21 protein-coding genes are annotated in these 23,865 nt (G+C 59.0%); all 21 read right to left on the reverse strand.

Annotated features, from left to right (window positions below; all coding sequences use genetic code 11):
* Nucleotide 1: 1 nt before the first annotated feature.
* The 21 genes from KGL31_13075 to KGL31_13175 all read right to left on the reverse strand — a co-directional run bounded on the left by KGL31_13075 (nucleotide 2) and on the right by KGL31_13175 (nucleotide 23,847).
* Nucleotides 2-961: a KpsF/GutQ family sugar-phosphate isomerase gene (locus KGL31_13075; GenBank protein MDE2322821.1), complete on the reverse strand. Its 960-nt coding sequence runs from the start codon at nucleotides 959-961 to the stop codon at nucleotides 2-4.
* Entirely contained in the window at nucleotides 958-2,016 is a 1,059-nt protein-coding gene (gene rfaQ / locus KGL31_13080; GenBank protein ID MDE2322822.1) for a putative lipopolysaccharide heptosyltransferase III, read from the reverse strand. The genes KGL31_13075 and rfaQ overlap by 4 nt, the downstream gene beginning before the upstream one ends.
* A complete protein-coding gene (locus KGL31_13085; GenBank protein ID MDE2322823.1) occupies nucleotides 2,016-3,116 on the reverse strand; it encodes a glycosyltransferase family 4 protein in 1,101 nt (366 codons plus the stop codon). Before KGL31_13085 ends, rfaQ begins: the two co-directional genes overlap by 1 nt.
* A gap of 127 nt (nucleotides 3,117-3,243) precedes the next feature.
* Nucleotides 3,244-4,257 (reverse strand): O-antigen ligase family protein, encoded by a 1,014-nt coding sequence (locus tag KGL31_13090; GenBank protein ID MDE2322824.1) that lies wholly within the window; start codon nucleotides 4,255-4,257, stop codon nucleotides 3,244-3,246.
* 286 nt (nucleotides 4,258-4,543) lie between these two features.
* Entirely contained in the window at nucleotides 4,544-5,695 is a 1,152-nt protein-coding gene (locus KGL31_13095) for a glycosyltransferase (protein MDE2322825.1), read from the reverse strand.
* A 3-nt stretch (nucleotides 5,696-5,698) separates the two neighbouring features.
* A complete protein-coding gene (locus KGL31_13100; GenBank protein ID MDE2322826.1) occupies nucleotides 5,699-7,315 on the reverse strand; it encodes a glycosyltransferase family 2 protein in 1,617 nt (538 codons plus the stop codon).
* Between the two features lie 7 nt (nucleotides 7,316-7,322).
* Complete coding sequence (locus KGL31_13105) at nucleotides 7,323-9,149, reverse strand: ABC transporter ATP-binding protein (protein MDE2322827.1); 1,827 nt, start codon at nucleotides 9,147-9,149, stop codon at nucleotides 7,323-7,325.
* Nucleotides 9,150-9,173: 24 nt separating this feature from the next.
* A complete protein-coding gene (gene kdsA, locus KGL31_13110) occupies nucleotides 9,174-10,022 on the reverse strand; it encodes a 3-deoxy-8-phosphooctulonate synthase (GenBank protein ID MDE2322828.1) in 849 nt (282 codons plus the stop codon).
* Entirely contained in the window at nucleotides 10,019-11,626 is a 1,608-nt protein-coding gene (locus KGL31_13115) for a CTP synthase (GenBank protein MDE2322829.1), read from the reverse strand. Before KGL31_13115 ends, kdsA begins: the two co-directional genes overlap by 4 nt.
* Before the next feature lie 183 nt (nucleotides 11,627-11,809).
* Nucleotides 11,810-12,733: a D-glycero-beta-D-manno-heptose-7-phosphate kinase gene (gene rfaE1 / locus KGL31_13120; GenBank protein MDE2322830.1), complete on the reverse strand. Its 924-nt coding sequence runs from the start codon at nucleotides 12,731-12,733 to the stop codon at nucleotides 11,810-11,812.
* A gap of 166 nt (nucleotides 12,734-12,899) precedes the next feature.
* Entirely contained in the window at nucleotides 12,900-13,820 is a 921-nt protein-coding gene (locus KGL31_13125; GenBank protein ID MDE2322831.1) for an NAD-dependent epimerase/dehydratase family protein, read from the reverse strand.
* A 137-nt stretch (nucleotides 13,821-13,957) separates the two neighbouring features.
* The gene (locus KGL31_13130) at nucleotides 13,958-15,361 is read right to left on the reverse strand and encodes an undecaprenyl-phosphate glucose phosphotransferase (GenBank protein ID MDE2322832.1); all 1,404 of its coding nucleotides are present in this window, start codon (nucleotides 15,359-15,361) and stop codon (nucleotides 13,958-13,960) included.
* Nucleotides 15,355-16,533, reverse strand: a complete 1,179-nt coding sequence (locus KGL31_13135) for a glycosyltransferase (protein MDE2322833.1) — start codon at nucleotides 16,531-16,533, stop codon at nucleotides 15,355-15,357. Before KGL31_13135 ends, KGL31_13130 begins: the two co-directional genes overlap by 7 nt.
* A gap of 38 nt (nucleotides 16,534-16,571) precedes the next feature.
* Nucleotides 16,572-17,687: a glycosyltransferase family 4 protein gene (locus tag KGL31_13140; protein ID MDE2322834.1), complete on the reverse strand. Its 1,116-nt coding sequence runs from the start codon at nucleotides 17,685-17,687 to the stop codon at nucleotides 16,572-16,574.
* Nucleotides 17,688-17,770: 83 nt separating this feature from the next.
* Entirely contained in the window at nucleotides 17,771-18,907 is a 1,137-nt protein-coding gene (locus KGL31_13145; protein MDE2322835.1) for a glycosyltransferase family 4 protein, read from the reverse strand.
* A 36-nt stretch (nucleotides 18,908-18,943) separates the two neighbouring features.
* Nucleotides 18,944-19,381: a HEPN domain-containing protein gene (locus KGL31_13150; GenBank protein ID MDE2322836.1), complete on the reverse strand. Its 438-nt coding sequence runs from the start codon at nucleotides 19,379-19,381 to the stop codon at nucleotides 18,944-18,946.
* On the reverse strand, nucleotides 19,378-19,878 hold the full coding sequence (locus KGL31_13155; GenBank protein MDE2322837.1) for a nucleotidyltransferase domain-containing protein: 501 nt from the start codon (nucleotides 19,876-19,878) through the stop codon (nucleotides 19,378-19,380). Before KGL31_13155 ends, KGL31_13150 begins: the two co-directional genes overlap by 4 nt.
* Before the next feature lie 17 nt (nucleotides 19,879-19,895).
* Nucleotides 19,896-20,180, reverse strand: coding sequence for a helix-turn-helix transcriptional regulator (locus tag KGL31_13160; GenBank protein MDE2322838.1), 285 nt, complete (start codon nucleotides 20,178-20,180; stop codon nucleotides 19,896-19,898).
* A 131-nt stretch (nucleotides 20,181-20,311) separates the two neighbouring features.
* On the reverse strand, nucleotides 20,312-22,792 hold the full coding sequence (locus KGL31_13165; GenBank protein ID MDE2322839.1) for a DUF4214 domain-containing protein: 2,481 nt from the start codon (nucleotides 22,790-22,792) through the stop codon (nucleotides 20,312-20,314).
* Between the two features lie 73 nt (nucleotides 22,793-22,865).
* The gene (locus tag KGL31_13170; GenBank protein MDE2322840.1) at nucleotides 22,866-23,270 is read right to left on the reverse strand and encodes a hypothetical protein; all 405 of its coding nucleotides are present in this window, start codon (nucleotides 23,268-23,270) and stop codon (nucleotides 22,866-22,868) included.
* A gap of 250 nt (nucleotides 23,271-23,520) precedes the next feature.
* Nucleotides 23,521-23,847, reverse strand: a complete 327-nt coding sequence (locus KGL31_13175) for a hypothetical protein (GenBank protein MDE2322841.1) — start codon at nucleotides 23,845-23,847, stop codon at nucleotides 23,521-23,523.
* Nucleotides 23,848-23,865: the final 18 nt, after the last annotated feature.

Below are 23,865 nucleotides of genomic sequence, written 5' to 3' on the forward strand. Positions count from 1 at the left end.
TCTATACCACCCCAGCCCTCAAAAGATCGTGCAGATGGATGACCCCATCCGGCTTCGCCTCGTGATCTACACTCAGCAGGGAGGTGATCGCGTGCCGTTCCATAACCTCCAGCGCCTTGGCCGCAAGGGCGTCCTTGTCGATAGTCCTGGGGTTTGGCGTCATACAGTCTCTGACCTGCCGCTGCAATAGATCGATCCCTCTTTGGAGCGCCCGCCGAAGGTCGCCATCGGTCAGGATCCCGGTGAGGATCCCGGCCTCGTCCACCACAGCGGTCATCCCGAGCTGCTTTCGCGAAATCTCGGTGACTGCGTCACGCATGAGCGCATCCTGCGCGATGATAGGGAGTCGCTCGCCGACATGCATCAGGTCCTTCACCCGCCAAAGCAGTCGCCTCCCCAGACTGCCGGCCGGATGCAGGAGGGCAAAGTCGGCCTCGGTGAAGCCGCGCTGCTCGAGCAGGACAACAGCGAGCGCATCGCCCATTGCCAAGGCTGCCGTGGTGCTGGCAGTCGGCGCCAATGCCAGCGGGCAGGCTTCTTTCGCTACACCGACATCGATGGCAACATCGCTCTGTCGGGCAAGGGTAGAAGCAGAATCGCCGACCAGCGCGATCAGTGTGAGGCCGAGCCGTTTGATCGCGGGGAGCAAGCCCACAAGCTCATCCGTCTCACCGCTGTTCGAGACCGCAATCACGACATCGCCACGGACCAGCATTCCCAGATCGCCATGCCCCCCCTCGGCGGGGTGGAGAAAGAACGCAGGGGTTCCGGTGCTGGCCATGGTGGAGGCAATCTTCTGAGCAACCGAGCCGGACTTGCCCATGCCGGTCAGCACGACCCGGCCCCGGCAGTCCCGGAGGATCTCGACGGCCCGGTCGAACCGCTCATTAAGTTTCGGGATCAAGGCCAGGATCGCCTCGGCCTCGATCTGCAACACGTGTCGCCCTCGATCGGCAATCATAGAATCTCGGTCCGCTCTGGCGGAGTCCCGAGCATCCGCTCTACGACGGGGATCACCTCATCAAGCTCGATCAATCGCATGCAGTTCTGCTCCCCACGCTGGCACCCGCCCGGGAAGCAGGGCCGGCAATCCACCCCCTTGTAGAGCGTGGCATGACCCTGACCGGCCGGTCCCCAGATCCTCGGATCGGCAGGACCAAAAAGGCCGACCACCGGCGTGCCCATCGCAGCCGCGATATGCATTGGTCCGTTGTCGTTTCCAACAAGGAGGGCAGCCTGTCGGAGCAGCCCGGCCAACTCCAAGAGCGTCAAGCGCCCGACCAGCGAACGACAGCCGGTTTCTACCCGGCTCAGGATTGCCTCAGCGGTCTCCTGATCTGCAACGGAACCGAGCAGCACCACCTTGATCCCGAGCTTCCCCTGAATATAGTCGATCAGGCCCGCAAACCGCGCAGCAGGCCAGCTTTTAAACCACCACCGGGCACCTGGATGCACCGCCACAAAGCGCTCACCGGACAAGATGTCGACGGCGCCGAGGGCAGCGCCAGCGGCCGCCTCATCGGACGCTCGAATCTTGAGTATAGGCAACGAAGGGGCAACCGGAATCCCCAGCACCTCCAGCGCCATCAGATGCTGGCGGATCATCGGAATCGGCTGCTCCTGCACCGGGACCAGATGCGTGTAGAGTCGCCCACGCCAGCGACCTTCTCGATTGAAGCCGACTCTAGTCGCCGCTCCGGTGAGTCGGCTCAGGATCGCCGCGCGGTCTCCATCGGTCAGATCGAGCACGAGATCGAAGCGGCGCCGACGCAGCGCCGCAGCGAATTTCAGTTGACGCAGCGGCGACCCTGCCCGCTCCGCGATCAGCACCTCATCCAAATAAGGGTTGGTGGCAATCATCGTCTCGGTACCCGGATTGACCAGCATTGAAAGGACCGCTTTTGGAAAGACCGCCCGCAAGGAGGCGATAACGGGGGTGCTGAGCAACACATCGCCCAGGTATCTCAGTTTGATCACCAATATCCGCTCTGGTGCGACCATGCCAGAGGTCGACATCACCGACTTCCCACCCGGCGATATGCCTGCAGTGTCTCGCGCGCAGTTCGCTCCCACGAGAACTGCTTTATGCGATCGAACCCACGCGCTCGAAGCATGACGGCCAGCGTTTCATCTTCCAAGATAGCGTTCATCGCGTCAGCCAGGGCCTCAGGGTCCCGGGGATCTACCTGGAGAGCCGCCTCTCCGACAACTTCGGGGAGCGAAGATGTGTTCGAGGTGATGGTGGGAGTTCCGCACGCCATCGCTTCCAGGGGCGGCAAACCGAACCCCTCATAGAGCGAAGGGTAGACAAACAGGTCGGCGTAGGAATAGAGGCGTCGGACCTCCTCCGGGGGAAGATAGCCCGGCATGACGACCTCCCCATCCAGACCCGAGCCCCTGACGACATCAGAGATCTCCTCAATCCCCTGTCCGGGAGCACCAACGAGCACGAGGCAGTGAGAGCGCCGTATGCGAGTCATCCCGCCAAAGGCCCGCACCAATGTGGGGATATTTTTGCGCGGCTCGAGCGTTCCCACGAACAGCACATACCTGTCCCGAGGTAGGGCATACCGCCGACAAAGCGCCTCGCGACCCCCCGCAACACGCTCGGGGTAGTAGTCGTCGCCTACGCCCTGATTGATGATCTCAATCTTCTCGCGGGGCACGCCCATTAAATCGCCCACGTCTCGAGCTGCCTGCTCCGACGGAACCACAACAAGGGTGGCTTGATGAACTGTGCGCCTGGTCTTCTCTGATGCCAGGCGGGCTCTCCAACGCCGCGGCGCGATACCCGGCATCCGTTCGGCCGCCAGGTCATGGATAGTGACGATACTCCCACATCTGCCGATGCCCCGAAGCCGATAGCTCGTCCCATGGTAGACATCCAAATCGTCAAGCCGGCTCCTCACCCGCAGCAGGAGTTTTGGAGCGGAAACCACGCGAACATGCCCGCTCCATCCCGCCGGGCTCTTCGACTCGCCCCACATACCGGTGCGGTACAGCACAAACTCATCCTCGGGGGCCAAGCGCCCCATGTGCGTGACCAGGTTGGCCACATATTGGCCGATCCCGGCCTGTCGTATGAACATCGGATTCGCGTCAATGCCGATACGCACAATACGCTCTCGCGCGTTGGAACCGTCCGCAGATCAGCCAAGCACACCATTTACGGTACATAGACGGTCGCGAATAACCAAAACAACTTCATTACCTTCTCAGTACGCCCACGTGGGATCTGCATGATCACTGCCTCGAAAACGCCCACGAACCAGGCTGAGCGGAGAGCGACGGATTGCGCGCGAAATCCTTGGCCACAATGAGCAGTCCCGTAAGTGTTGCGAAAAGGAGGGCCACTTGGTGACCCAGCAGCGGGTCGATGATTCCGCCACCGAGAATCACGAGAAACGACCCCGCCGCCGCGTACCACAGCGCCCTGGCCAAGTCACACCCAAGTTGGCGCCGGACAGTCACGAGGAAATGCGCGTAGGCCCCGATCAGGGCCAACAATGCCAGCAGACCTAGACCACCGAGTTCGGCGGCAACATGGACGAACAGATTATGGGCTTGGCCGAACTCCTGTGGCACGTTGTACTTTTCCCGACTAGGCTTAAAGCACTTGGGCCCGACCCCGAGAAACGGATGATCCTGCACCATGCCCAAGGCGCCCTTCCAGATAGGAATTCTGCCCAAGAAGCTTGTATCCTGCCAGGGAGCCATCAAGCTGACTACCCGCTGCTTGATAAGCATATCCGATTTCACGGCCCCAAAGGCCACGGCCACAAAGAAGGCGAGCAAAATAATAGGCCACTTCCAGACCCGCCCCATCACACTGAGGATCCCCAGATTGAGCCCTGTAATGAGCCACATTGATCTGGTATGGGTAAACACAAGGGCAACGACCGATAGGACCATGACAGCCCCGATACATATTCGCCAGCGAACATCGAGCCGAGCATGGATCAACAAGGCTGCCATGGCAACAAGCGCCATGGCAAGAAAGGCGGCGGTGAAAGACAGTCCCGGGACACTCAGGCGCACCGCTGTGGTTGGAACAAGAAAATATCTGTATATCCCCGCAACGTCACCGATTCCGGTAGCGACTATCATAGTCAGCAGTGTCGACTTTACCTGGGATTCTGAATTGAGCGTATTCACGATCAGGAGGAAAAAGGAGCTGTAGATGAAGACATCCGCGATCCCTCTGGCGACATTCAGGACGCCGCAAAAATTCAGCACATCCCACCGCATTGCGCTCATGAAGGAGACTCCCACTAGTCCGAAGAAGAACCACCCCAAGGTGGGTATTCTCATATCGAAGCGTCGACGCCCAACCGTTCTCAGCGCCCACATAGTAAGCGCAGATGCGAATCCGATATTTTTTGCGGACTCTGAGATCGGCATAACAAACACCGTGAAAAGAATGGACAGGCGCAGACCCTGTTCAGTAAACCGTATGAATCGTTCTCGATCTATCGTCATCATCCGGTCATACCACCCTGGTGGCGCGACCCGATCGGCATTGCACGATCTGTATCGGTCATGTCTATCCGCGCCTTTCGGATTTCCCTGGCATCCGACTAAGCACTTGATCATACAGATCAATCAGAACGCTCATCTGTGAATCCAGGCCAAAGACGCACTCGATCCGCTCTCGGCCCTGTTTTCCCATGCGAGCGCGTCGCTCCGGATCTTTCAGTAGCTCTACAAGGGCTTTGGCCATCGCGTCAGGGTCTCCAGGAGGCACCAACAGGCCAGTCCGCCCGTCCTCCACGATCTCAGGTGGGCCATCCACTCTCGTCGCCACTACCGGCTTTTCGCAGGCCATCGCCTCAAGCAGCACGATCCCGAATCCCTCATCGACCGAAGCCAAAACGAACAGGTCCATGGCATCAAAGTAAGGATATACATCGTCCTGGAACCCGGCAAAGCACAACCTGCCGTCGAGACCGAGGGATCCTCCTAATCGCTCCAATCCCCTCTGCAACCCGCGCTCATCGGCTCCCACAATGAGACAGACCAGGTCATTGATTTCCTGCCTTGCCTTGGCCATCGCTCGAATGAGGACGTCGTAGCCCTTTTTGGGAACGATGTTCGCCACGCTCCCGATCACAAGGGTCTCCGGAGAAATGCCGCGCTCCACTCTGATTCTCAGGCAGTCTCTGGCTGCCTTGGCCCTCTCAGGATCAATACCGCTATAGACAGTCACCACCTTCTCTGCCGAAAGTCCGCCTTGGATGGCTTGCCGCCGCACGCCCTCTGAAACGGCGATCAGGAGGTCAGCCCACTGTAGGCGTAGCTTCCTGAATTTGTTCGGCACCATTTCGCTCCGCATGTGGGCCACACAGGGGATTCCAGCGAGACGACAGGCCACGGACGCGATGGCAGCGTCGTCGGCGTCATTAACGTGGACAAGAGCGATCTCTCTTGCGCGAAGTAGTCGCCAGAGCCTCAGGACTGCAAACGGAAGAAAGGGAATCGACTTCCCCTTCCTGAGCGGCGGGAGGGGGAGAGCGACCGTCTCTACCCCGAGGCGATCGAATCTGGTCATGGGTTCATCCCCACACGAGAGGAGGACCGTAGGCACGTAGTGTGCCGGATCAAGCCGCGCCACTATATTGAGAAGGTCTGCTAGTGCCCCGCCATAGCTCCCACCGACCGACCGATAGATGTAGAGAATTCGATGCGGACGAACCATCCCCTATCCAGAGCACCTCGGGTACCCGCTCAGTTCCCAGGCCTTCACGTAGCGTGCGAAGGTGTAAAGACTAGCGAGCCCGGCGTAGACGAGCCCGTGGAGACCATCGCGAAATCCCTGTTTGAGAATGTACAGCTTCACGAAGACGACCGCAGGACGGAACACCAGATCCCACCACGCAACTCGCTTACACTTTACCAACGTTTCGGTCGCCACGGAGTCGCTATAGCGGTTGAGCTTAGCCACACGATCGGTTACTGTGCGGCCTGCCTCATGGATCAGGTGCCCGGAGAGGTGTCCAACCGTTCCGTCTACCAAAAGGTGCTCATGCAGAGGAAGGTCGTTGTACCTGCCCTTACCGCGTCGGATAAGTCGAATCTGTCGATCTGGATAGGCTCCACCCCACCGCAGCCATCGGCCAAAGAAGTAGTTCCGCCGTGGAACGTCATAGGCTGTACAGGCCGAGAGCGTCCCCGCCTTCTGAAGGGCGAGGATCTCGTCCGCCAAGGCGGCGGAGACCCGCTCGTCAGCATCGATCACCAGCAGCCACTCGCCCGTGGCTTGATCAAAGGCAAAGTTCTTCTGCGCGCCAAACCCTGTCCAGTCCTTGGACCACACCAGTGCCCCCGCCGCCTTCGCAACGTTGACCGTCCCATCGTCGCTGCCCGCGTCCACCACCACGATCTCATCAGCCCAGCTCACGCTCTCCAGGCATTGCCGGATGTTCTCCTCTTCGTTCAACGTAATTGCGAGAGCCGAGATCCCGACCGTCCGTTCATCCTGTCCGACGAGAGGTGTGATCGCTGGCGCACTGTGTCGATCGAGCCACCGTTCCTGCCGACGTTCGGTTCCCTGACCCGGCTTCGCGCGGAGCCCCAATTCCCAGACTTTTGCATATTTCATGAAATTGAAATGGGCGGCGCCCACTGCTGCGATCAATCCATGCGTCCCATCGAGAAAGCCCCGCTTGACCAGATACACCTGCACGAACTTCACCAGCGCGCGCAGCGCCAGTTCTATACCAGTGATTGATCTTGCCCGATGGCCCCCGCGCACCCGCCCTTCTGCCGAGATCCCTGTATACCAATCCTGTTTTTGGATGTACCGGGAGAAATCTCGATAGGTCAGGTGGACGAGATAGCCATCGAGCAGATCGATGGAGCCATCAGCGATGACGACACGGTCGTGAGGATTCAGGCCGCCGAACCGCCCTTTCCGCCGATCAAACAGGCGCAGAACGCGATCGGGGTACCACCCCCCATGTCGCATCCACCGTCCCAGGAAGTAGTTTCTACGGGTGATCCGGTACCCCGCATGGCGAGGCACGGACAGTTCACGTTCAATCGCCTCCCGAAGCTCTACTGGCACCCGCTCGTCGGCATCGATGCTCAGGATCCACTCATGGCTGGCCAAGGAAATGGCCACGTTCTTCTGCTCCTGATGACCTGGCCATGGGTTGATACACACCTTATCGGTGTAGTCGCGGCAAATCTCTACGGTGCGATCCGAGCTTCCTGAATCAACAACAACAATCTCCTTCACCCATGTCAGACTCTCCAGGCACGCCTGAATATTCTCTTCCTCGTTGTAGGTGATAATCGTCGCGGTGAGATCGGCCATCGTTGTCTCAGGTCCCGGCAAGCTGTGTGTTGTACAGCCGGCAGTAGACGCCACCCTTTGCCATCAGCTCCGCGTGCGTTCCTTGCTCGACACAGCACCCACCATCTAATACCAGGATTTTGTCGGCCCGGATCACGGTGGAAAGCCGGTGCGCAATCACAAAGGTAGTCCGATTCTGCATAAGCCGATCCAGGGCCTCCTGGACCAGCCGCTCCGACTCCGCATCGAGGGCTGAGGTCGCCTCGTCCAGGATCAGGATGGGCGGGTTCTTCAGGATGGCCCTGGCGATGGCAATCCGCTGCTTCTCGCCGCCCGACAGGCGGACACCCCGTTCGCCGATCCTGGTCTTGTACCGATTTGGGAGGGCTTCGATAAACTGCACGGCATTGGCGATCCTGGCAGCCTCCAGAACCCGGCTCGGATCTACGTCACGTTGCCCGTAAGCGATATTGTTGAAGATGGTGTCATCGAACAGGATCGTCTCCTGTGTCACGATTCCCATCTGCGCGCGCAGCGACGAAAGGGTCACCTGCGTGATATCGATCCCATCGATCGTAATGAGACCGCCCGTGGGATCATAGAAACGAGGGATGAGATTGACCAGGGTACTCTTACCGGCCCCGCTGGAGCCGACGATGGCCACAATCTCGCCCAGCTTGGCCCGAAGACTGACCGCGTGCAGCACAATCCGACCTGGCTCGTAGGCGAACGAAACATTGTGCAACTGGAGCCCCTCCTGCATCCGCGAAAGTATCGCGGCGTTCGGTCGCTCCGCCACCTCGGAACACTGATCCATCAGCTCGAAGACGCGGGCCACTCCGGCCATGCCGCGCTGGATGTTGTTGTTGACCTGACTGATCCGTTTTACAGGTTGATAGAGAGAGGCCAGGGCCCCAAGGAAAGCCATGAACGCCCCCGGCGTGAGGCTCTTGGAAAAGACCAGGTAGCCCCCGACCCAAACGGCTACCACGATGCCGATCGAACCAAGGCTCTCCAACACGGGTGAAGTAAGCGCATCTACCCGCGTGATCCGTAAGAGGGCGCTGAAGACCTGATTACTTGCTTCCCAGTAGCGCTGTTTCTCGTACTCCTCCATGCTGAAGGCCTTGACGATCCTGATGCCGGAGACGCTCTCATGCAGGATTGTATTTAGCTCGGCCCGCCGCTCCTGGACTTGGGTCCCTCTCCGGCGAATCTTCTGCCCGAACTTCACGATGGGCACGAGGGCCACAGGGAGGACTAAGAGCGAAAGGAGGGCGAGCTGCCACTTGATGAGGAAGAGAACGGCGATGAGCGCAACGATGTTCAGCGGCTCTTTCAGGGCGTTGCGGAAGAGCTCGGTCGAGGCATCGCCCAAGGCTTCCACGTCGGAACTGAGACGGGACATGATCTCACCTGTTGAGCGCCGGCTGAAGAACGCCAGCGACAGTGTCTGCAGATGGGCGTACAACTCGTTACGAATGTCCCGCTGGATCCCTTCAGCCACGTACCGCATCTGTAACTGCTGGAGATACGTGAGCAGGCCTTTGGCCAGAAACACCAGGAAGAGGGCCGCGCCGATAAAGGTGAGCACGCTGATCCGGTGAGCCTGCAAGAACGTTTGGAGCTGGACCAGTCGCTGGCCCAGCAGGGCTTTGATTGGATCCGGCAGGCTGATCCCTGACCCGCCGCCTTCAGCGGTAAAGAGACCGTCGAAGATCGGCTGCAGCGAGCCAATGGAGACTGCATTGAGGATGGCCACGAGGACCAGGTAGACGAGGGCCAGGATGACCCGAGCCCGATACGGGGTAGCGTACCGAAGTACGCGAAGGAATTGTTGCGAAGGGGTCTGCATACCGTTACAGAGAGCTGTCAGCTCTTAGCTGCCGGCTGCTGGCTGGTTCACGTACGGCGCTACCGCCCGCTGAACCTCCAGCAACTGGTTCAGAAGTCTCGGAAGCGCATCGAGTCGGAGCATGGTGGGGCCGTCGCTGGGCGCATTGGCTGGGTCGGGATGGACCTCCATGAAGAGCCCATCAACCCCTGCCGCCACAGCGGCTCGCGCGACATAAGGAATGAAGTCCGACTGTCCTCCCGAGGTATCGCCAGCGCCGCCGGGTAGTTGCACGCTGTGGGTGACATCGAACAGGACCGGGTAGCCGAAGCTGCGCATGATCGGGAGCGCGCGGATGTCCACCACCAGGTTGTTGTAGCCGAAGCTGCTGCCCCGTTCCGTCAGCACGATCGCCTCCGATCCGGCAGATCGGAGCTTCTCGACGATATTGCCGGCATCCCATGGCGAGAGGAATTGTCCCTTCTTGACATTGACCGGCTTACCGGACCTCGCTACGGCGACAAGCAGGTCGGTCTGCCGGCACAAGAAGGCCGGGATCTGAAGAATATCCAGCACCTGAGCCGCAGCAGAGACCTGATGTACATCGTGGACGTCGGAGATCACAGGCACCTCCAGTTTCGCCTTTACCCGCTCCAGAATGCGCAACCCCTCTTGCAGGCCCGGACCCCGAAATGAACGGCCTGACGACCGATTAGCCTTATCGTAAGAAGACTTGAGCACAAAGGGCACCTGGTACGTCTCGCAGACCGTCCTGATCGTCTCACCGATTCTGAGCAGGTGATCTTCACTCTCGATCACACACGGACCGGCCACCAGCAAAAGCGGCGCCCCGCCGCCAAGCGTCAATTTTCCGATCTGTACCTGTTTTGTCAGTGCCGCCTCTCCTGATGTTGCAACGACGCCTTAATGAACTCACGGAACAACGCGTGAGGTCGCCTGGGACGCGACTTGAACTCGGGGTGGAATTGGCCGCCGACGAACCACGGGTGATCCGGAAGCTCGATCATCTCTACCAGCATGTTGTCGGGCGAAGCCCCGGATAGCCGCATTCCGTAGCGCTCCAGGATATCCCGGTAGTCGTTGTTGACCTCATAACGATGGCGGTGGCGTTCGCTGATCTCAGTGGTCCCGTAGGCCTGATGGGCGACAGACGGCACAACGATACGGCACGGGTACGCCCCCAGCCGCATAGTCCCTCCCAGGCTGGTAATCCCCCGCTGCTCAGGTATGAGATCGATGACCGGGTGAGGAGAATTCGGATCAAACTCGCGGCTATTGGCGCCTTGCAGGCCGCACACGTGCCTGGCAAATTCGATGACAGCGCACTGCATCCCCAGGCAGATCCCGAAGAACGGGATTCGTTCTTCCCGCGCAAAGGCGATGGCCGCAATCTTCCCCTCGATCCCCCGACTTCCAAAGCCCCCCGGAACCAGGATACCTGCGACATCGTGCAGATGCTCCTTTGGGCCGTCGCGCGCCACGATCTCCGCATCGACCGCCTTGATATGGACCTGACAGTCGTTGGCGATGCCGCCGTGGATAATAGCCTCGGTCAGGCTTTTATATGAGTCTTTGAGCTCAAGGTATTTCCCGACGACTGCGATCGTTACGTCGGTTGTGGATCCCTTCACCTTCCGAACGATGGCCTCCCAGGCGCTCAGATCGGCCTCGGTGTGCGGCAAGCCGAGCATCTGGGCAATGATGGCATCCAGTCCCTCGCTACGCAGGACCAGCGGCACCTCATAGATGTTGTTCACATCCTTCGCAGTGATGACCGCCTTTTCGGAGACGTTGCAGAATAGCGCAACCTTAGCTTTCAACTCCTTCGGAAGGAGTCGATCCGTCCGGCACAGCAGGATATCCGGCTGAATCCCGATCTGAAGCAGCTCCTTCACGCTGTGCTGGGTCGGCTTCGACTTCAGTTCGCCGGCCGGCGCAATATACGGAACCAACGTCAGATGGATATACAGTACGTTCTCTCGCCCGACATCGCTCCTGAACTGCCGGATCGCTTCGAGGAATGGCAGGCTCTCGATGTCGCCGACCGTCCCGCCGACCTCAACAATCACCACATCCACACCCGCCGCCACCCGGTGGATCGCGCGCTTGATTTCGTCCGTAATATGCGGGATGACCTGCACTGTGGCGCCCAAGTAGTCCCCGCGCCGCTCTTTGGTGATAACCGAATGATAGATTTGCCCGGCGGTCACATTGTTCCACTTGGTCATGATATGGTCGGTAAACCGCTCGTAATGGCCCAGGTCGAGATCGGTTTCAGCGCCATCATCGGTAACAAATACTTCCCCATGCTGGAAGGGGTTCATGGTCCCGGGATCGACATTGATATAGGGATCGCATTTCAGTATGGTCACCTTGACGCCGCGGCTTTCCAGCAAACAGCCGATGGATGCGGAGGCTAACCCCTTACCGAGCGATGACAGTACGCCCCCGGTCACGAAAATGAATTTTGTCGCCATCGTATTTCCCCTCAAAAGAAGGATATGAAGGTCTCGGGGTAGAGTGTAGTGTTACATCGTCATTGCGAGCGACCCACGGGAGCGCGGCAATCTCATCGTATTTGCAGTGCGAGATTGCTTCGGTCGCTACGCTCCCTCGCAATGACACCTGGGGGGACGTTCAGGGCGACGACACTCCTACGCTCACCCAACTCCCTCCACCCTGTCTTTCAACGCATCCAGCAGCTCTTTACGGCTGATGGTTGCCGTCCCAGCCCTCCCCACGACGACACCGGCCGCGTGGTTGGCAATGACGGCCGCGCCTCGCAGGGAGGCGCCGGATGTCATGGCCAGGGCAAGGGTTGCTAAGACGGTATCCCCCGCCCCTGTGACATCATAGACCTCCTTTGCGACCGCCGGGATATGAGTCACTCGTCCATCCTCAAAGAGCGACATCCCAGCCTCTCCCCGGGTTACCAATATGGCCTTGGCCTCAAGTTTCCGAAGCAGCTCTCTTCCCGCAACGGCGAGGAGATCCGCTTGCCCCCATGCGGGAAGATGGGCGAAGGCTAAGGCCTCGTAATGGTTGGGGGTGATTACTGTGGCCCCCCTGTATAGGGGGAAGTGATGCACTTTCGGATCGACAACAACGATCTTCCGGTCACGTCGCGCGAGAGAGAGGATCTGCCGGGCGACCCGCTTGCTGATCACTCCCTTGGCGTAATCCGAGATGAGTACGGCATCCGCATCAGCAAGCCGCTGCGTAACCATCTCAAGCACCCGATCCTCCGCTTCCTTCGAGAGGTCGGCCATGCTCTCCCGGTCGAACCGGACGATCTGTTGGCTTCCTGCTACCACTCGGGTCTTGATGGTGGTCGGGCGGGCGCGGTCCACCACCACACCATCGCTTTTTATCCCGGCAGCCTCAATCTGATGAATCAGGCGTTCCCCGGACAGATCGTTACCGACTACCCCTACCAGGATCGCCTGTCCGCCTAGGGATTGGATATTAGCCGCCACATTGCCCGCCCCACCCAGACGAAAACTTTCCGCCTTCACCTCCACCACGGGGACCGGGGCCTCCGGGGAAAGCCGCGACACGCTCCCCCAGATATACTCGTCCACCATGATATCTCCCAGGACGAGAAGCTGTTTCCGGGGAAAATGTGTCAAAACCTGTCGATACCGAATAGCTACACTCCCTGGCGAAGCCTTCCTGAACAATACATATCAGGTGCCAGATTAGCCGAAATCGTGAGAAATTTCAATTGCTTTCTCCTCCGCAATAGCGCAGTTACCCTCGATAAAACGCCACAGTCCGGGAGATTCCCTCCTCAAGGGAAATGGTCGGCTTCCAGCCCAACTCTGCCTTAGCCAACGAGGCGTCCAGGCAGATCCTGTCGATCTCTCCGGGTCGTTTGGATGCGGTAATCGGCTCCAGTGTGGCGCCAACCGCCCCGCGTATCATCTCAAAAATCTGCCGGTCGCTTACCTCGCGCCCCAGACCCACGTTATAGCTTCGGCCTGAGGCCCGCTTCTCCGCCATTGCTAAGAGGTTCGCCCCAACGATGTCATCAACGTAGACGTAATCCCGGGTCTTTGTGCCGTCACCGAAAATTGTCGGACGCTCACCGGCAAGCATCTGCCGGCTAAATATCGCCACAACGCCGGCCTCCCCAGCAGGATTCTGCCGAGGACCATAGACATTGGCATACCGCAGGATCGTGTAGTCCAGCCCGGATCCATCAAAGAGGCGCAGGTACTGCTCTACGGCGTACTTGCTTACTCCGTAGACGGACAACGGATTGATTGGATGGAGTTCGTCAACAGGTAGCCGCTGGGGTTCGCCATAGACAGCTCCACCCGACGAGATGTCAATGAACTTTCTCACCTTGTGGGCAAGGGAGAGCTCGAGCAGATTGAGCGAGCCAAGAATGTTCACGGAGGCATCGAACGATGGTTCAATCATCGACCGGCGCAGGTCGGCCTGGGCTGCGTGATGATTGACTACTTCAGGGCGCTCGGCGCGAAAAACCTCCTCCAGTGCCTGACGGTCACGGATGTCCGCCCGGTAAAAGCGCGCCGAAGGATGGACCTGCTCTCGTTTCCCCATCGAGAGGTCGTCCACCACAGCAACGTCATGGCCCCCTTTCACCAAGGCGTCCACAACATGCGACCCGATAAAACCGGCCCCACCCGTTACCAGCACCTTCATAAGACCTCCTTTTAAGGCGGGGTACAGGGTCTAGGGGATAGGGGTTAGGGTTAAAGGCAAGAATAAGAAGAGAAATGACGCCAGTAGGTTTTTGACCCCACCTAACACCCAACCCCCAACACCCATTCCCCGATGCCTCACATGGCGTTCTTGTGGATGAACCCCCTCCAAAGACTTAGCCAGAGAATCCTCAGATCGAAGAATATTGACCAGTTCTCAATATAGAACAGGTCGCACTCGATTCGTTTCTCGACTGAGGTGTCGCCCCTCCACCCGTTGACCTGAGCCCACCCGGTGATGCCCGCCTTCACCTTGTGTCGAAGCATATACCGGGGGATCCGTTTTCGAAACTCCTCTATAAAGACCGGCCGCTCCGGTCGGGGACCGACCAGACTCATCTCCCCCTTCAGCACATTGAACAGTTGCGGCAGCTCATCCAGTGAGGTTCGGCGGAGCAAGGCGCCGATCACTGTCCGACGCTCATCACCGCGCGCGGCCCAGACCGGGCCGGTGTCATCTTCTGCATCGGTCCGCATCGATCGGAATTTCAGCATCTGAAAGGTCCTGCCGTCCAGGCCCATGCGCTCCTGACGGTACAGAACCGGGCCAGACGATGTGAATTTGATGACCGCCGCGAGCAGGAGCAGCAGCGGCCCGGTGATCAGGAGGGCCACGCTTGACAGTGCGATGTCCATCACCCTTTTGCCGACCAGGCTCCAGCCGTAAGTGGGCGAGTCCTGCAGGCTGATCAGGGGCAGGCCGTCGAACTCCTCCACCCCTCCCCGCAAGGTCATGTACTGGTAGAGATCCGGAACAACGTTGATGTCCGCAATCCCCTCCTCCAAGCTTCGGAGGATCCCTTCTATCCGCCCGTAAGCCTCCAGCGGAATGGCGATGAGCACCCTGTCGATCGACAGCTCTCCTGCCAGCTCCCCCGCCTGTTCATAGGTGCCAAGAGCGCTCAGCCCACCAACCTGTTGCCCAATCATTATTGGATCCCCAACCAGAAGCCCGACAATGCGAAGACCCAATTCCGGGCGCGCATGGATCCTCTCGACCACCTTCCGCGCCAACACCCCCTCTCCGACAATCAGGATATGGCGGAGGTTATACCCCCTGCGCCTCATAAAGCGGAGACCCTCGCGGAAGGAACTCCTGATCAAGCTGACTGACAGGATGCTGAAGATCCAGAAGTAGAGGATCACTAACCGCGAGACCTCGAACGGCTTGAGAAAGAAAGTAGCCGCGACGAGGATCAAGACTGCAACGGTACAGGCCTTGGCGATATCCCTCACTTCGGCAAGGCGCGATGAGATTCGCCTCGGGCGATACAACCCGAAGGCCTTAAAGGCGACACCCCAGACGATAGCGATGAGACCCAGAAACAAGAGGTATGGGCGAATGTCGGGGATGCCGCGGTAGACGGGAACCATGCCCCAATAAAAGCGGAGATAGTACGTGCCGAGCCAACTGGCGCTGATCGCCAGCAGGTCTGCGAGCAGCATAAGACTTTCGAGAAACTGGCTGTGGCGTTTCAGCATGGCCGATGGCGGCCCTCCCCACGCTTCCATTCCTCGAAGCGTTCATCAATATAGCTCGCGATCCGCTTTTCGAAGATCGAGCGGTCGAAGGTGAGGGCATACGCACGAAGCGTCTCCGGATCGAATCGTTCAGATGAGCGCTCGAAAAGATCGACGGCTTGGACTAACGCCTCAACCGTCTGCTCGTAGAAAAATACGCCGGTAGGAGGTCGAGGTTCAAGGCTGCAGGCTGAAGGCTGCAGGCTGAAGGTATTGTGCGGCTCTGAACGTTGAATATTGAACATTGAACGATCCAACGGGATCACCGTTTCCGTTACACCGCCCTTCCCATACGCAATCACCGGCCTCCCACAGGCCATGGCTTCAACGGGGAGAATCCCGAAATCCTCTTCACCCGGAAAGACCAGCGCACGGCAGCGGCTCAGAAGGTCGGCAACCTCGCGGTCTGATCGCCACCCAAGAAACTCGATGGTGGGGCCGGCCATGTGCCTCAGGCGATGCCCCTCCTGACCTTCTCCCATAATTACCAGGCGTCGCCGCAGGCGGTTAAAGGCTTCGATCGCCAGATCGATTCGCTTATACGGGGCGAAGGCCCCAGCCACGAGGTAGTAGTCATCTGTCCGGTCAGCGATGTGAAAGCGGGCGGTCTCGACCGGGGGGTAGATCACCTCAGCCTCACGCCCGTAGTGGCGACGGATCCGATCTGCTACATAATGAGATATAGCAATGAAGTGATCGACTCTGGTGTTGACTGCCATGTCCCACTGCCGTAAACGCCCGGCAATGATGCGCAACATAAGTCTGGACACCGGACCCATCCGGCCAGAGGCTACATAGGTATCCTGCATATCCCAGATGTATCGCATGGGGGTGTACAGATACGCGATGTGAAGCGCCTGTGGCGGGGGCTTGACCCCCTTGGCCACGCAGTGGCTGCTCGACAGGATCAGATCGTACCCATCGAGCTTGAGCTGCTCGATGGCCCACGGGAAGAGGGGCAAATAGTAGCGATAGCGGCTGGCGGCAAACGGCAACGCCTGGATAATCGACGTCCGGATCCGCCGTTCTTCGATGGTCTTTGATACGCTTCCCTTCATGTGCAGCAGGGTAAAGATATCCGCTCCTGGAAAGAGGTCACAGAACGCTTCCAGACAGCGCTCTCCGCCCCGCATCCCCGTCAGCCAGTCGTGAATAATGGCGACCTTCGGCCTCATCGATTTCCCGCCTCCAGCAGAATCTCCAGGGTCGTCTTGGCAGTCCGCTCCCAGCTAAACCGTTCGGCCTGTTTGAGGCCCTTCTGTCTCAGATCCTCCCTCACCCAGGGGTCACTCAGGACAGCCTCCATAGCCCCAGCAAGCTTTTCTTTGTCGTAGGGATCGATGAGTAGCGCCGCTTCCCCGGCCACCTCCGGGAGGGAGCTGATGTGGGAAGTGATGACCGGGGTTCCGCAAGCCATGGCCTCCAGGACAGGGAGGCCAAAGCCCTCGTAGAGGGAGGGGAAGACGAACGCCTCCGCTCCCGCATACAGGGCAGGCAGATCCGCCTGGGGAACATAGTCGAGAAACGAGACCCTTTTCTCAAGTCCCAAGGCTCTTGCCTCCGCTTCCAGGGCCGGATAGTAACGCGGGTCCTTTCTCCCGGCGATGACCAACCTGTGGGGGAATCTTTTCGAGATGAGGGCGAAGGCGTTTAGGAGACGATGAAGGTTTTTATGGGGTAGGAGGTTACCTACATAGAGAAGATACGCCGCAAGCCCATATCGTTTCTTGGCCCCCTCTGCGTCGATCCCCACCCGATAGCGACTGTTGTCATACCCATCCAGAACGACGCGGATCCTTTCGGCCCCGATGCCGTAACAGGTCATGATGTCCCGCTTCGTATTCTCTGAATCGGCGACGACGGCCCGAGCCTTCCGCAGGATCATCGGGACGAAGTAGCGGAAGTAGTGCTGCTGCCTCGGATACTCCTCGGGAAAATGGAGGGGGAGGACATCGTGAACGACAACGACTTGAGGAATGACGGGAAACAGCATCCCTTCGGGCATAGGGGATAGAAGCAGGGACGCCCTGTCGATCAGGAGCCGAAATGGGAGGATAGTTTGGATCCAGGCTAGCCGGTGGAGGTGGCCCTTCCGACCGTGGAAAGGCTGAACCTTTGGGCTGATCCTCCTGACTTTGGTCGAGCCTATGCCGCAGACCTCCGGACAGGAAGTGTACACCACCAGATCATCATGGAGCTTGACCAGCTCCCTGAGGAGGTGGACGGTATACGTTCCAAGGCCGCTGAGGATGGGATCGATGATAGAGGCGTTGACACCAATCCTCATCTGTAACGCGATCCCTCCATGTCTACGACCTTCTGAACTGCCTCCGTCACCCCTGTACGCTGCATCGCCTTTCCCTATCCATCCTATCCGCAAAGCGCTTGGTAACTTTCCACAGTCTTCCGAGCGACAGCCTCCCAGGAGAAGTGCCGCACTCGATCCATCCCCTTGCGCCTGAGATCATCCCTCAGCGCCCCGTCATCCAAGACAGACGCCATGGCTTCTGCCAAGGCGTTGGCATCCGTTGGATCGACCAAGAGGGCTGCCTCCCCTGCTACCTCCGGCATCGCGGAGGTGTGGGAGGTAATGACCGGGACGCCGCACCCCATGGCCTCCAGGATCGGCAGGCCGAACCCTTCGTAGAGGGAGGGGTAGACGAAAAGCCGGGCCCCTCGGTACAGATCCGGGAGGTCCTCGTCATCGATATAGCCAGGAAAGCATGTGTGACCCTCAAGACCCAGAGACCTGACTGTGTTAAAAATCTCCTGCTGTTTCCACCCGCCTCCTCCAGCGATCACCAGCTTAAGATCTCGGTTCGGCTTTTCAGCGAGGAGAAGGGCAAAGGCTTGAAGGAGCGTTGGGATGTTCTTCCTCGGCTGCAGGGCGCCGACAAACAGGATGTACTCAGGGGAAATGCCATACTTCTGCCTCACCGCTTCCAAGCGGCCTGAGTCGCCGAATGGCTGAAACCTTCTCTCGACCCCCTCCGGGATGACGGCAATCCGCCCCCGTTCCACTCCGAGATAGCGAACCGCGTCTTCTTTGCCCGATTCAGAGGGAACGATGATGAGATCTGCCTGCCTTCGGATAGCCGAAAAGGCCGTCTTGAGCACCAGACGGTATTTCAAGGGGAACGTGTGAGGCATGAAGCAGGCGATCGCATCGTGGAGCGTGACGACGTACCGCCCTTTCTTGAAAAAAAAGGGGATCCCGGCCTGATCGAGCCCGTGAAAGAGATCGATCTCATCAAGGAACAGACCGGCCGGCAGAAAAAGAGATGACCGGAGCAGCGTGCTTTTCACACGGCGAAAGCGATCGGATGGATTGGCTTGAAGCTCGCTAAGAACGCCCCGGTCGGTTTGCGGAGAGGTAAAGATCACGAACTCCACATCGAGCTGTTCTCGGGCCGAAATCGAAATGAGAGCCTTAACTAGATTGACGGCATAGCGCCCGATTCCGCCGATTGCCGGCGTCAGAACCTTCCCCTCGATCCCGATCCTCATCACATTATCGGTAGACGTTCAGGGCTTCGCGCATCGTCACGAACTACGCTTTCGCTTACGGTCCTTGAGAAGTGCCAGGCATTGATCCAAGACATGGCTCGCCTCTTTGAGATAGGCGACCGCATCCTCTCTACCGTAAAGTTCCTGGGGCGAGGCCCCTGTCTCTTCGTCTCCATAGAAACTGAGCTCGCGCTCCATCCGTAACCTCCGCGAGATCGCCGTCAGCCTCTCAATCTGTCGCCGAAAGGAGAGGGGAAATTTCTCCTGGTGGCCCTTAAGCAACTGCCCAACATCATGCGTCTTCAAGGTTTCAATCCCTATGTCCCTCAACGACGCCTTCAAAGCCAGCTCAACCACTTCCTGCGAGCGTCGGACAACCAGGTTCCACACTCTGCGTCGATTCAGATCCTTTGCCTCCTGAAGGATCTGTTCGGCTTGCCGGAGATAACTTCTGGCCATATCAGCGTTGGTCATAGTTCAAAAATCTCTCCGGGCCGCAAATCGGGTTTGAGGTCCCAGTAGCGAGTTTTGCCCATCCGGCGGCGGACTGACCTGAGCTCCTTCAATCGACTTTTCAGGCGATCGAGAACGCTCGCGAAAAAGCCATCCGGGTCAAACAGAATAACCGCATCCTCCACAAAGTCCAGGTAAAAGGGCCTAAGGGGTACGGCCTCTTCGGGGGTCTGTAGGATGGGGCACACATCGCTGTAAATCTCCTTGCCACGCAGCTCTTTCAATCGCTTCTCGATCCGTTGGTCCGCCGCTCGGACGCGTTCCAGACGCGCCCTGCGCCCCCGTGGGAGGTTCCTCACCACGACAAACAGATCAACATCCGAATACGGATTCGCTTCCCCTCGAGCCACCGAGCCGAACAACACGACCGAGATCACGTCGTCTCCCAGATCTGCCCTCAAACCCTGAGCGAACGCCTCGGCCAAGTCTCTCAATCGCCTGTTCAGCACATCCATCATCTATTATCCCGCAATCCTCACCCTTCCCGCCTCTTTCCCTCGCGCGGCTCGAAGCGAATCAGCAAGCGCGATCTGGTCGCCTCCGCCAGGCGCTCCAGTGTACGCATCGACGGACGCGTGCGCCCGCTTTCCAGCCGGGCGACAACGGGTTGCGTCGTCCCCATTCTTCTGGCCAGTTGCTGTTGCGTCAGGCCGGCGCGATTCCGTGCCTTGATTACGGCCGACGCCTTTTGCCAACAGGCCAGCTTGGTGACAACCAATGTGAAGCCCTTCCCGATGCCCGACCTGAATGTTTTGACCATGGACGAGCAGGGCGCGCTCGTCTGGGTCCTACCAACTATTCGAAGGCCTGCCCCTTGATCCAGAAGGCGAAAGATCTTTAGGTTCGTGATCAACCCTCTGGCTCCAGCGTTCATTAACTCAATCGAATCGCTCAGCTCCCACATACTGTGGGGATCAGGCCCTGAAACTCCGTCGAGGGGATGAAGCCCGCGTTGATGATCTCAAGCAGATGAGTTCGCAGGAACCCCTCCCAAAAGTCGAGACCACCCGGGTCGGGGTTTCGCCCCAGAAAGGTTCGATATAGAACGGTCACGTAGTCCCGGAAGGTCAAGGCTCGGGCCTCAAACTCTGGCGAGGCCGAGAACGCTACCGCTGCTCCCTCCAGATCCCCTGTCGCCACGATGTGATCAACCCAAAAGGCTAATCCGGCGGGTTCGGGGGCTCGCCCGAGGATCTCCGTGTAGAACCGGGTGACCACGGCTGTGACCGCTGCACGGTCCGTACGATCAGGCAAGAGACTCTGGAACTCCGCCGAGAGAATGAACCCCTCCAGGGCCAGGGAGAGACGTTCCTGACGAAACTGGTCGGCCCAGAACACCAGGCCGCTGGAGTCGGGATCCCGCTCTAGGAAGGTCCGGTACAGCACCGTCACCAGCCCCGTCAGGGTCAGCGGCCGTACGGTCCGAAACTCCTCGGAGTCGAAGAAGGCCTGGGCGATGGTGCGGAACCCGTCAGGGTTGCAGTTGGCCCTGAGAAAGCCCGCCCACGCTGCTAGCCCTGCTTGGTCGGGCGTTCGTCCTAGAACTTGTACATAGAGGCCCGTAACGAACGCAGAAATAGCATCTTTGAATTGGACCGCGGTGAGGGCGTCGATGCGTCCGAAGCCGAAGGTATTGTTGGGGACCGGGGGACCCAAGGGCACAGCCGTCTGAGTCAGTCTGGCTGACAATTGGGCTGGCGTGAATGTTGGATTCGCGCCCAGCACGAGAGCCGCAGCGCCAGCCGCATGGGGAGCGGCGGCAGAGGTTCCAAAGAAGGAAGTAAATCCGGCAACACTGGTCGTAACACCGTCCGGAGCGACAAGTTCGGGCTTTACCCTGCCGTCGCTCGTAGGTCCGTGGGAACTAAAGAATTCGATCGCATTCGGTGTTTGCCAGTTGACCGCCCCAACGGAGATGACGCCGCCCCCAGCGTCGCCTCCATTCGGAACGCTCCCCGCGGGGACTACAAACTCGTTCATCACACCGCCGAGAATGAACAGATCAAACACTCGTGGGGCAGCCCCGCCTACCCGATGAATGCTCACCCCGATAGTAACAGGCGTGGATCCATTGTTTGTGACGAAACCAGCCTCTGTAGGGTTTTGAGTCCCGGTCTGAGGGTTTGTAGAGCAACCCAGTGGCGAAGCAGGAACATCGGGTGGATAGTGGACGCACAGATCGTAGTTATTTGTAGAGCCGCCAAAGGGATCATTCCATTGCAAGATGATTGCAGCTATCGCTCCTGGCTGGATGGTCACATTCAGCGTCTCACCCGCATTATCGACTCGGGGAAGCCCAAGGCTTACATCGAACTCATGGAAGGTATCCCCATCGGTATCGGTGAAGAGGCCCCGATAGTGGCGTTGGGCATAGTTGCCGACCGAATGGAAGTAAGAGACCCCGCCGGCAACAGCATTGGACGCCTCCTGGGAAACCACACTCGTCCCATCGTAAGGCCCAACATTGAAGAAACTGATATCGTCGGCGATCACCTTGACGCCTTGAGATTTCAGCCACCGGATTGCCCTCTGGTCGGCGAGCGTCGTACCGCCGAACGGCGCGAAGAATAATTGGGCATCGGGGGCGATATCATGAATGATCTCAAGCAGCGCCGTGCCCTCAGCGCCCGACGTCAGATCTGATCGACCTACAGGGGTCACCGTAAACGTCGCGCCTCCGGGCAGCGGGCTGTCGAGCGAGATGCCGCCCCCAGTGAGCGGAGCGGCTGGCATGGTAATCCCTGCGGCAGGCAGATCGCCAGAGGCTATGCTGGAGGTGAGGCTGTTGACCCCATCGGAGATCACACCCACCTTGACGCCGTTGCCCGTGATGCCCTGTGCCCGCACCTGATCGGCCCGGATGACCGCGTCGCCTTGCGTCATCACAGAGCCGGCATAGGTCATGCCGTAATTCGGAAGATCGACAAAGGTTACACTGGGGAGATCCGCGACGGCCTGCACTTGAGACGGCGCAATCCAGCCCTGGACCAGTCGCTGCGAGACATCATAGATTTCAATCTCCACCCCAGAATCCCGAAGGGCGTTGAGCGCGCTTTCATTCACGTGATCCAGGGTGATGTAAACCTCAACTCTCCCCTGCTGATCGAATCGAGCGAAGCCCGACAGTCTTTCAGTCAAGGGGACGGGTGTGAGACCAGGCTGTGTTGACAGCGGTGCGGTGCCCCCCGCCTGCGTCAGCCTCGAGGCGATCTTCGGGTGGCCTTTGGACTCAGGCCATATCTGAGTGTTCGGAGCTGACAGGCCGCCCCCAGAAAAAAGCCAGTCAGATGGCTGGGCTTCACTCTTCGTACTCTTGTCGTACGCCAGCAGTAACGCTACCACAGCAATGAAGGCCGCTTTTCGCTTCATCATCTACGTCCCTGCCTCGTTTTAAGAACATGTAAGGGCAACCGTTCCTGCGGGGCTTCTTCCCACTAATGGTCCCTCAATCTTCCGATCGATTAGTGATACCGTAATTAGGTAAGTCGAGAAATTTCACGAACGGGAGGCCTGCCACCTCTCGGAGTCGCTCCATCGGGACCCAAGCCTGCACAAGGTGCTGAGCCGGATCGTAGATCTCAATGGAGCACCCACGAGCCTGCAGCTCCTTTAAGGTGTCCCCGGTAACCTCCGTCATGTCGATCATAACTTCCAGCCGGCCGGCTTCATCCAGGCGAGCTCCCTGAAGTGATCTCATTCCCTGGAGCCCCCTATTCCTCTGGGCGGAAGTGCCCTCCACCGCCTGCATGAGCGAGAGCAATCTCGACGAGACATTGGGCAGGGGACCCTTGCCTGCCGTGCAGGCTACCAGGAAGATATGTGCCATCATGAGAACCGCACAGGCCGCCACGCGCGCCCTCCCGTCGATCGGTTTCCTCATGGGGCGAGATGATAATTGCTTGGATAGCATGCGGCTTGACAAAGAGAGAGCCTACGCACGCCGTGGAAAAATCTCAATTCGGACGAAAACCGAACCAGCCGCTGCGCCGATCTAACCAGGACCCTTGACGCTATCGAACCCTTCCGGTCATTCTGGCACTGCCTCTCGGCGGGGCAAGGCCCGCCAGGCTGTCGAAGGTTCGGCCAATCTACCCGCTCCTTCACGGGGTGAACTGGAAAGGCTGCACCGCGAGGCTGAGCCGATTCGCGGGTTGGAAGGGATCGGTTCCCGCCGCCACGATGCCCGCTCCCCCCAGACGAAAACTTTCTGCCTTCACCTCCACCACGGGAACCGGGGCCTCCGGGGAAAGCCGCGACACGCTCCCCCAGATATACTCGTCCACCATGATATCTCCGAGGACGAGAAGCTGTTTCCGGGGAAAATGGGTCAAAACCTGTCGATACCGAATAGCTGCACTCCCTGGCGAAGCCTTCCTGACCAATACCGCATAGGCCGGTAGCACGGCCATGGGCATGAAAGTCCGCATCCCCCCTCACCTTCATCC

Source organism: Candidatus Methylomirabilota bacterium (genome assembly GCA_028870115.1).
Taxonomy (GTDB): domain Bacteria; phylum Methylomirabilota; class Methylomirabilia; order Methylomirabilales; family Methylomirabilaceae; genus Methylomirabilis.

Coding starts and splice junctions, on each gene's coding strand:
- KGL31_13100 (MDE2322826.1), bottom strand. CDS start 7,315: ATGGCCGATCTCACCGCGACGATTATCACCTACAACGAGGAAGAGAAT.
- KGL31_13075 (MDE2322821.1), bottom strand. CDS start 961: ATGATTGCCGATCGAGGGCGACACGTGTTGCAGATCGAGGCCGAGGCG.
- KGL31_13090 (MDE2322824.1), bottom strand. CDS start 4,257: ATGAGCGCAATGCGGTGGGATGTGCTGAATTTTTGCGGCGTCCTGAAT.
- KGL31_13145 (MDE2322835.1), bottom strand. CDS start 18,907: ATGAGGATCGGGATCGAGGGGAAGGTTCTGACGCCGGCAATCGGCGGA.
- KGL31_13115 (MDE2322829.1), bottom strand. CDS start 11,626: ATGGCGACAAAATTCATTTTCGTGACCGGGGGCGTACTGTCATCGCTC.
- rfaE1 (MDE2322830.1), bottom strand. CDS start 12,733: ATGGTGGACGAGTATATCTGGGGGAGCGTGTCGCGGCTTTCCCCGGAG.
- KGL31_13160 (MDE2322838.1), bottom strand. CDS start 20,180: ATGGTCAAAACATTCAGGTCGGGCATCGGGAAGGGCTTCACATTGGTT.
- KGL31_13165 (MDE2322839.1), bottom strand. CDS start 22,792: ATGATGAAGCGAAAAGCGGCCTTCATTGCTGTGGTAGCGTTACTGCTG.
- KGL31_13135 (MDE2322833.1), bottom strand. CDS start 16,533: ATGCGGGGCGGAGAGCGCTGTCTGGAAGCGTTCTGTGACCTCTTTCCA.
- KGL31_13155 (MDE2322837.1), bottom strand. CDS start 19,878: ATGATGGATGTGCTGAACAGGCGATTGAGAGACTTGGCCGAGGCGTTC.
- KGL31_13130 (MDE2322832.1), bottom strand. CDS start 15,361: ATGCTGAAACGCCACAGCCAGTTTCTCGAAAGTCTTATGCTGCTCGCA.
- KGL31_13140 (MDE2322834.1), bottom strand. CDS start 17,687: ATGAGGATTGGTGTCAACGCCTCTATCATCGATCCCATCCTCAGCGGC.
- KGL31_13175 (MDE2322841.1), bottom strand. CDS start 23,847: ATGCGGACTTTCATGCCCATGGCCGTGCTACCGGCCTATGCGGTATTG.
- KGL31_13105 (MDE2322827.1), bottom strand. CDS start 9,149: ATGCAGACCCCTTCGCAACAATTCCTTCGCGTACTTCGGTACGCTACC.
- KGL31_13125 (MDE2322831.1), bottom strand. CDS start 13,820: ATGAAGGTGCTGGTAACGGGTGGGGCCGGTTTTATCGGGTCGCATGTT.
- KGL31_13150 (MDE2322836.1), bottom strand. CDS start 19,381: ATGACCAACGCTGATATGGCCAGAAGTTATCTCCGGCAAGCCGAACAG.
- KGL31_13095 (MDE2322825.1), bottom strand. CDS start 5,695: ATGGTTCGTCCGCATCGAATTCTCTACATCTATCGGTCGGTCGGTGGG.
- rfaQ (MDE2322822.1), bottom strand. CDS start 2,016: ATGTCGACCTCTGGCATGGTCGCACCAGAGCGGATATTGGTGATCAAA.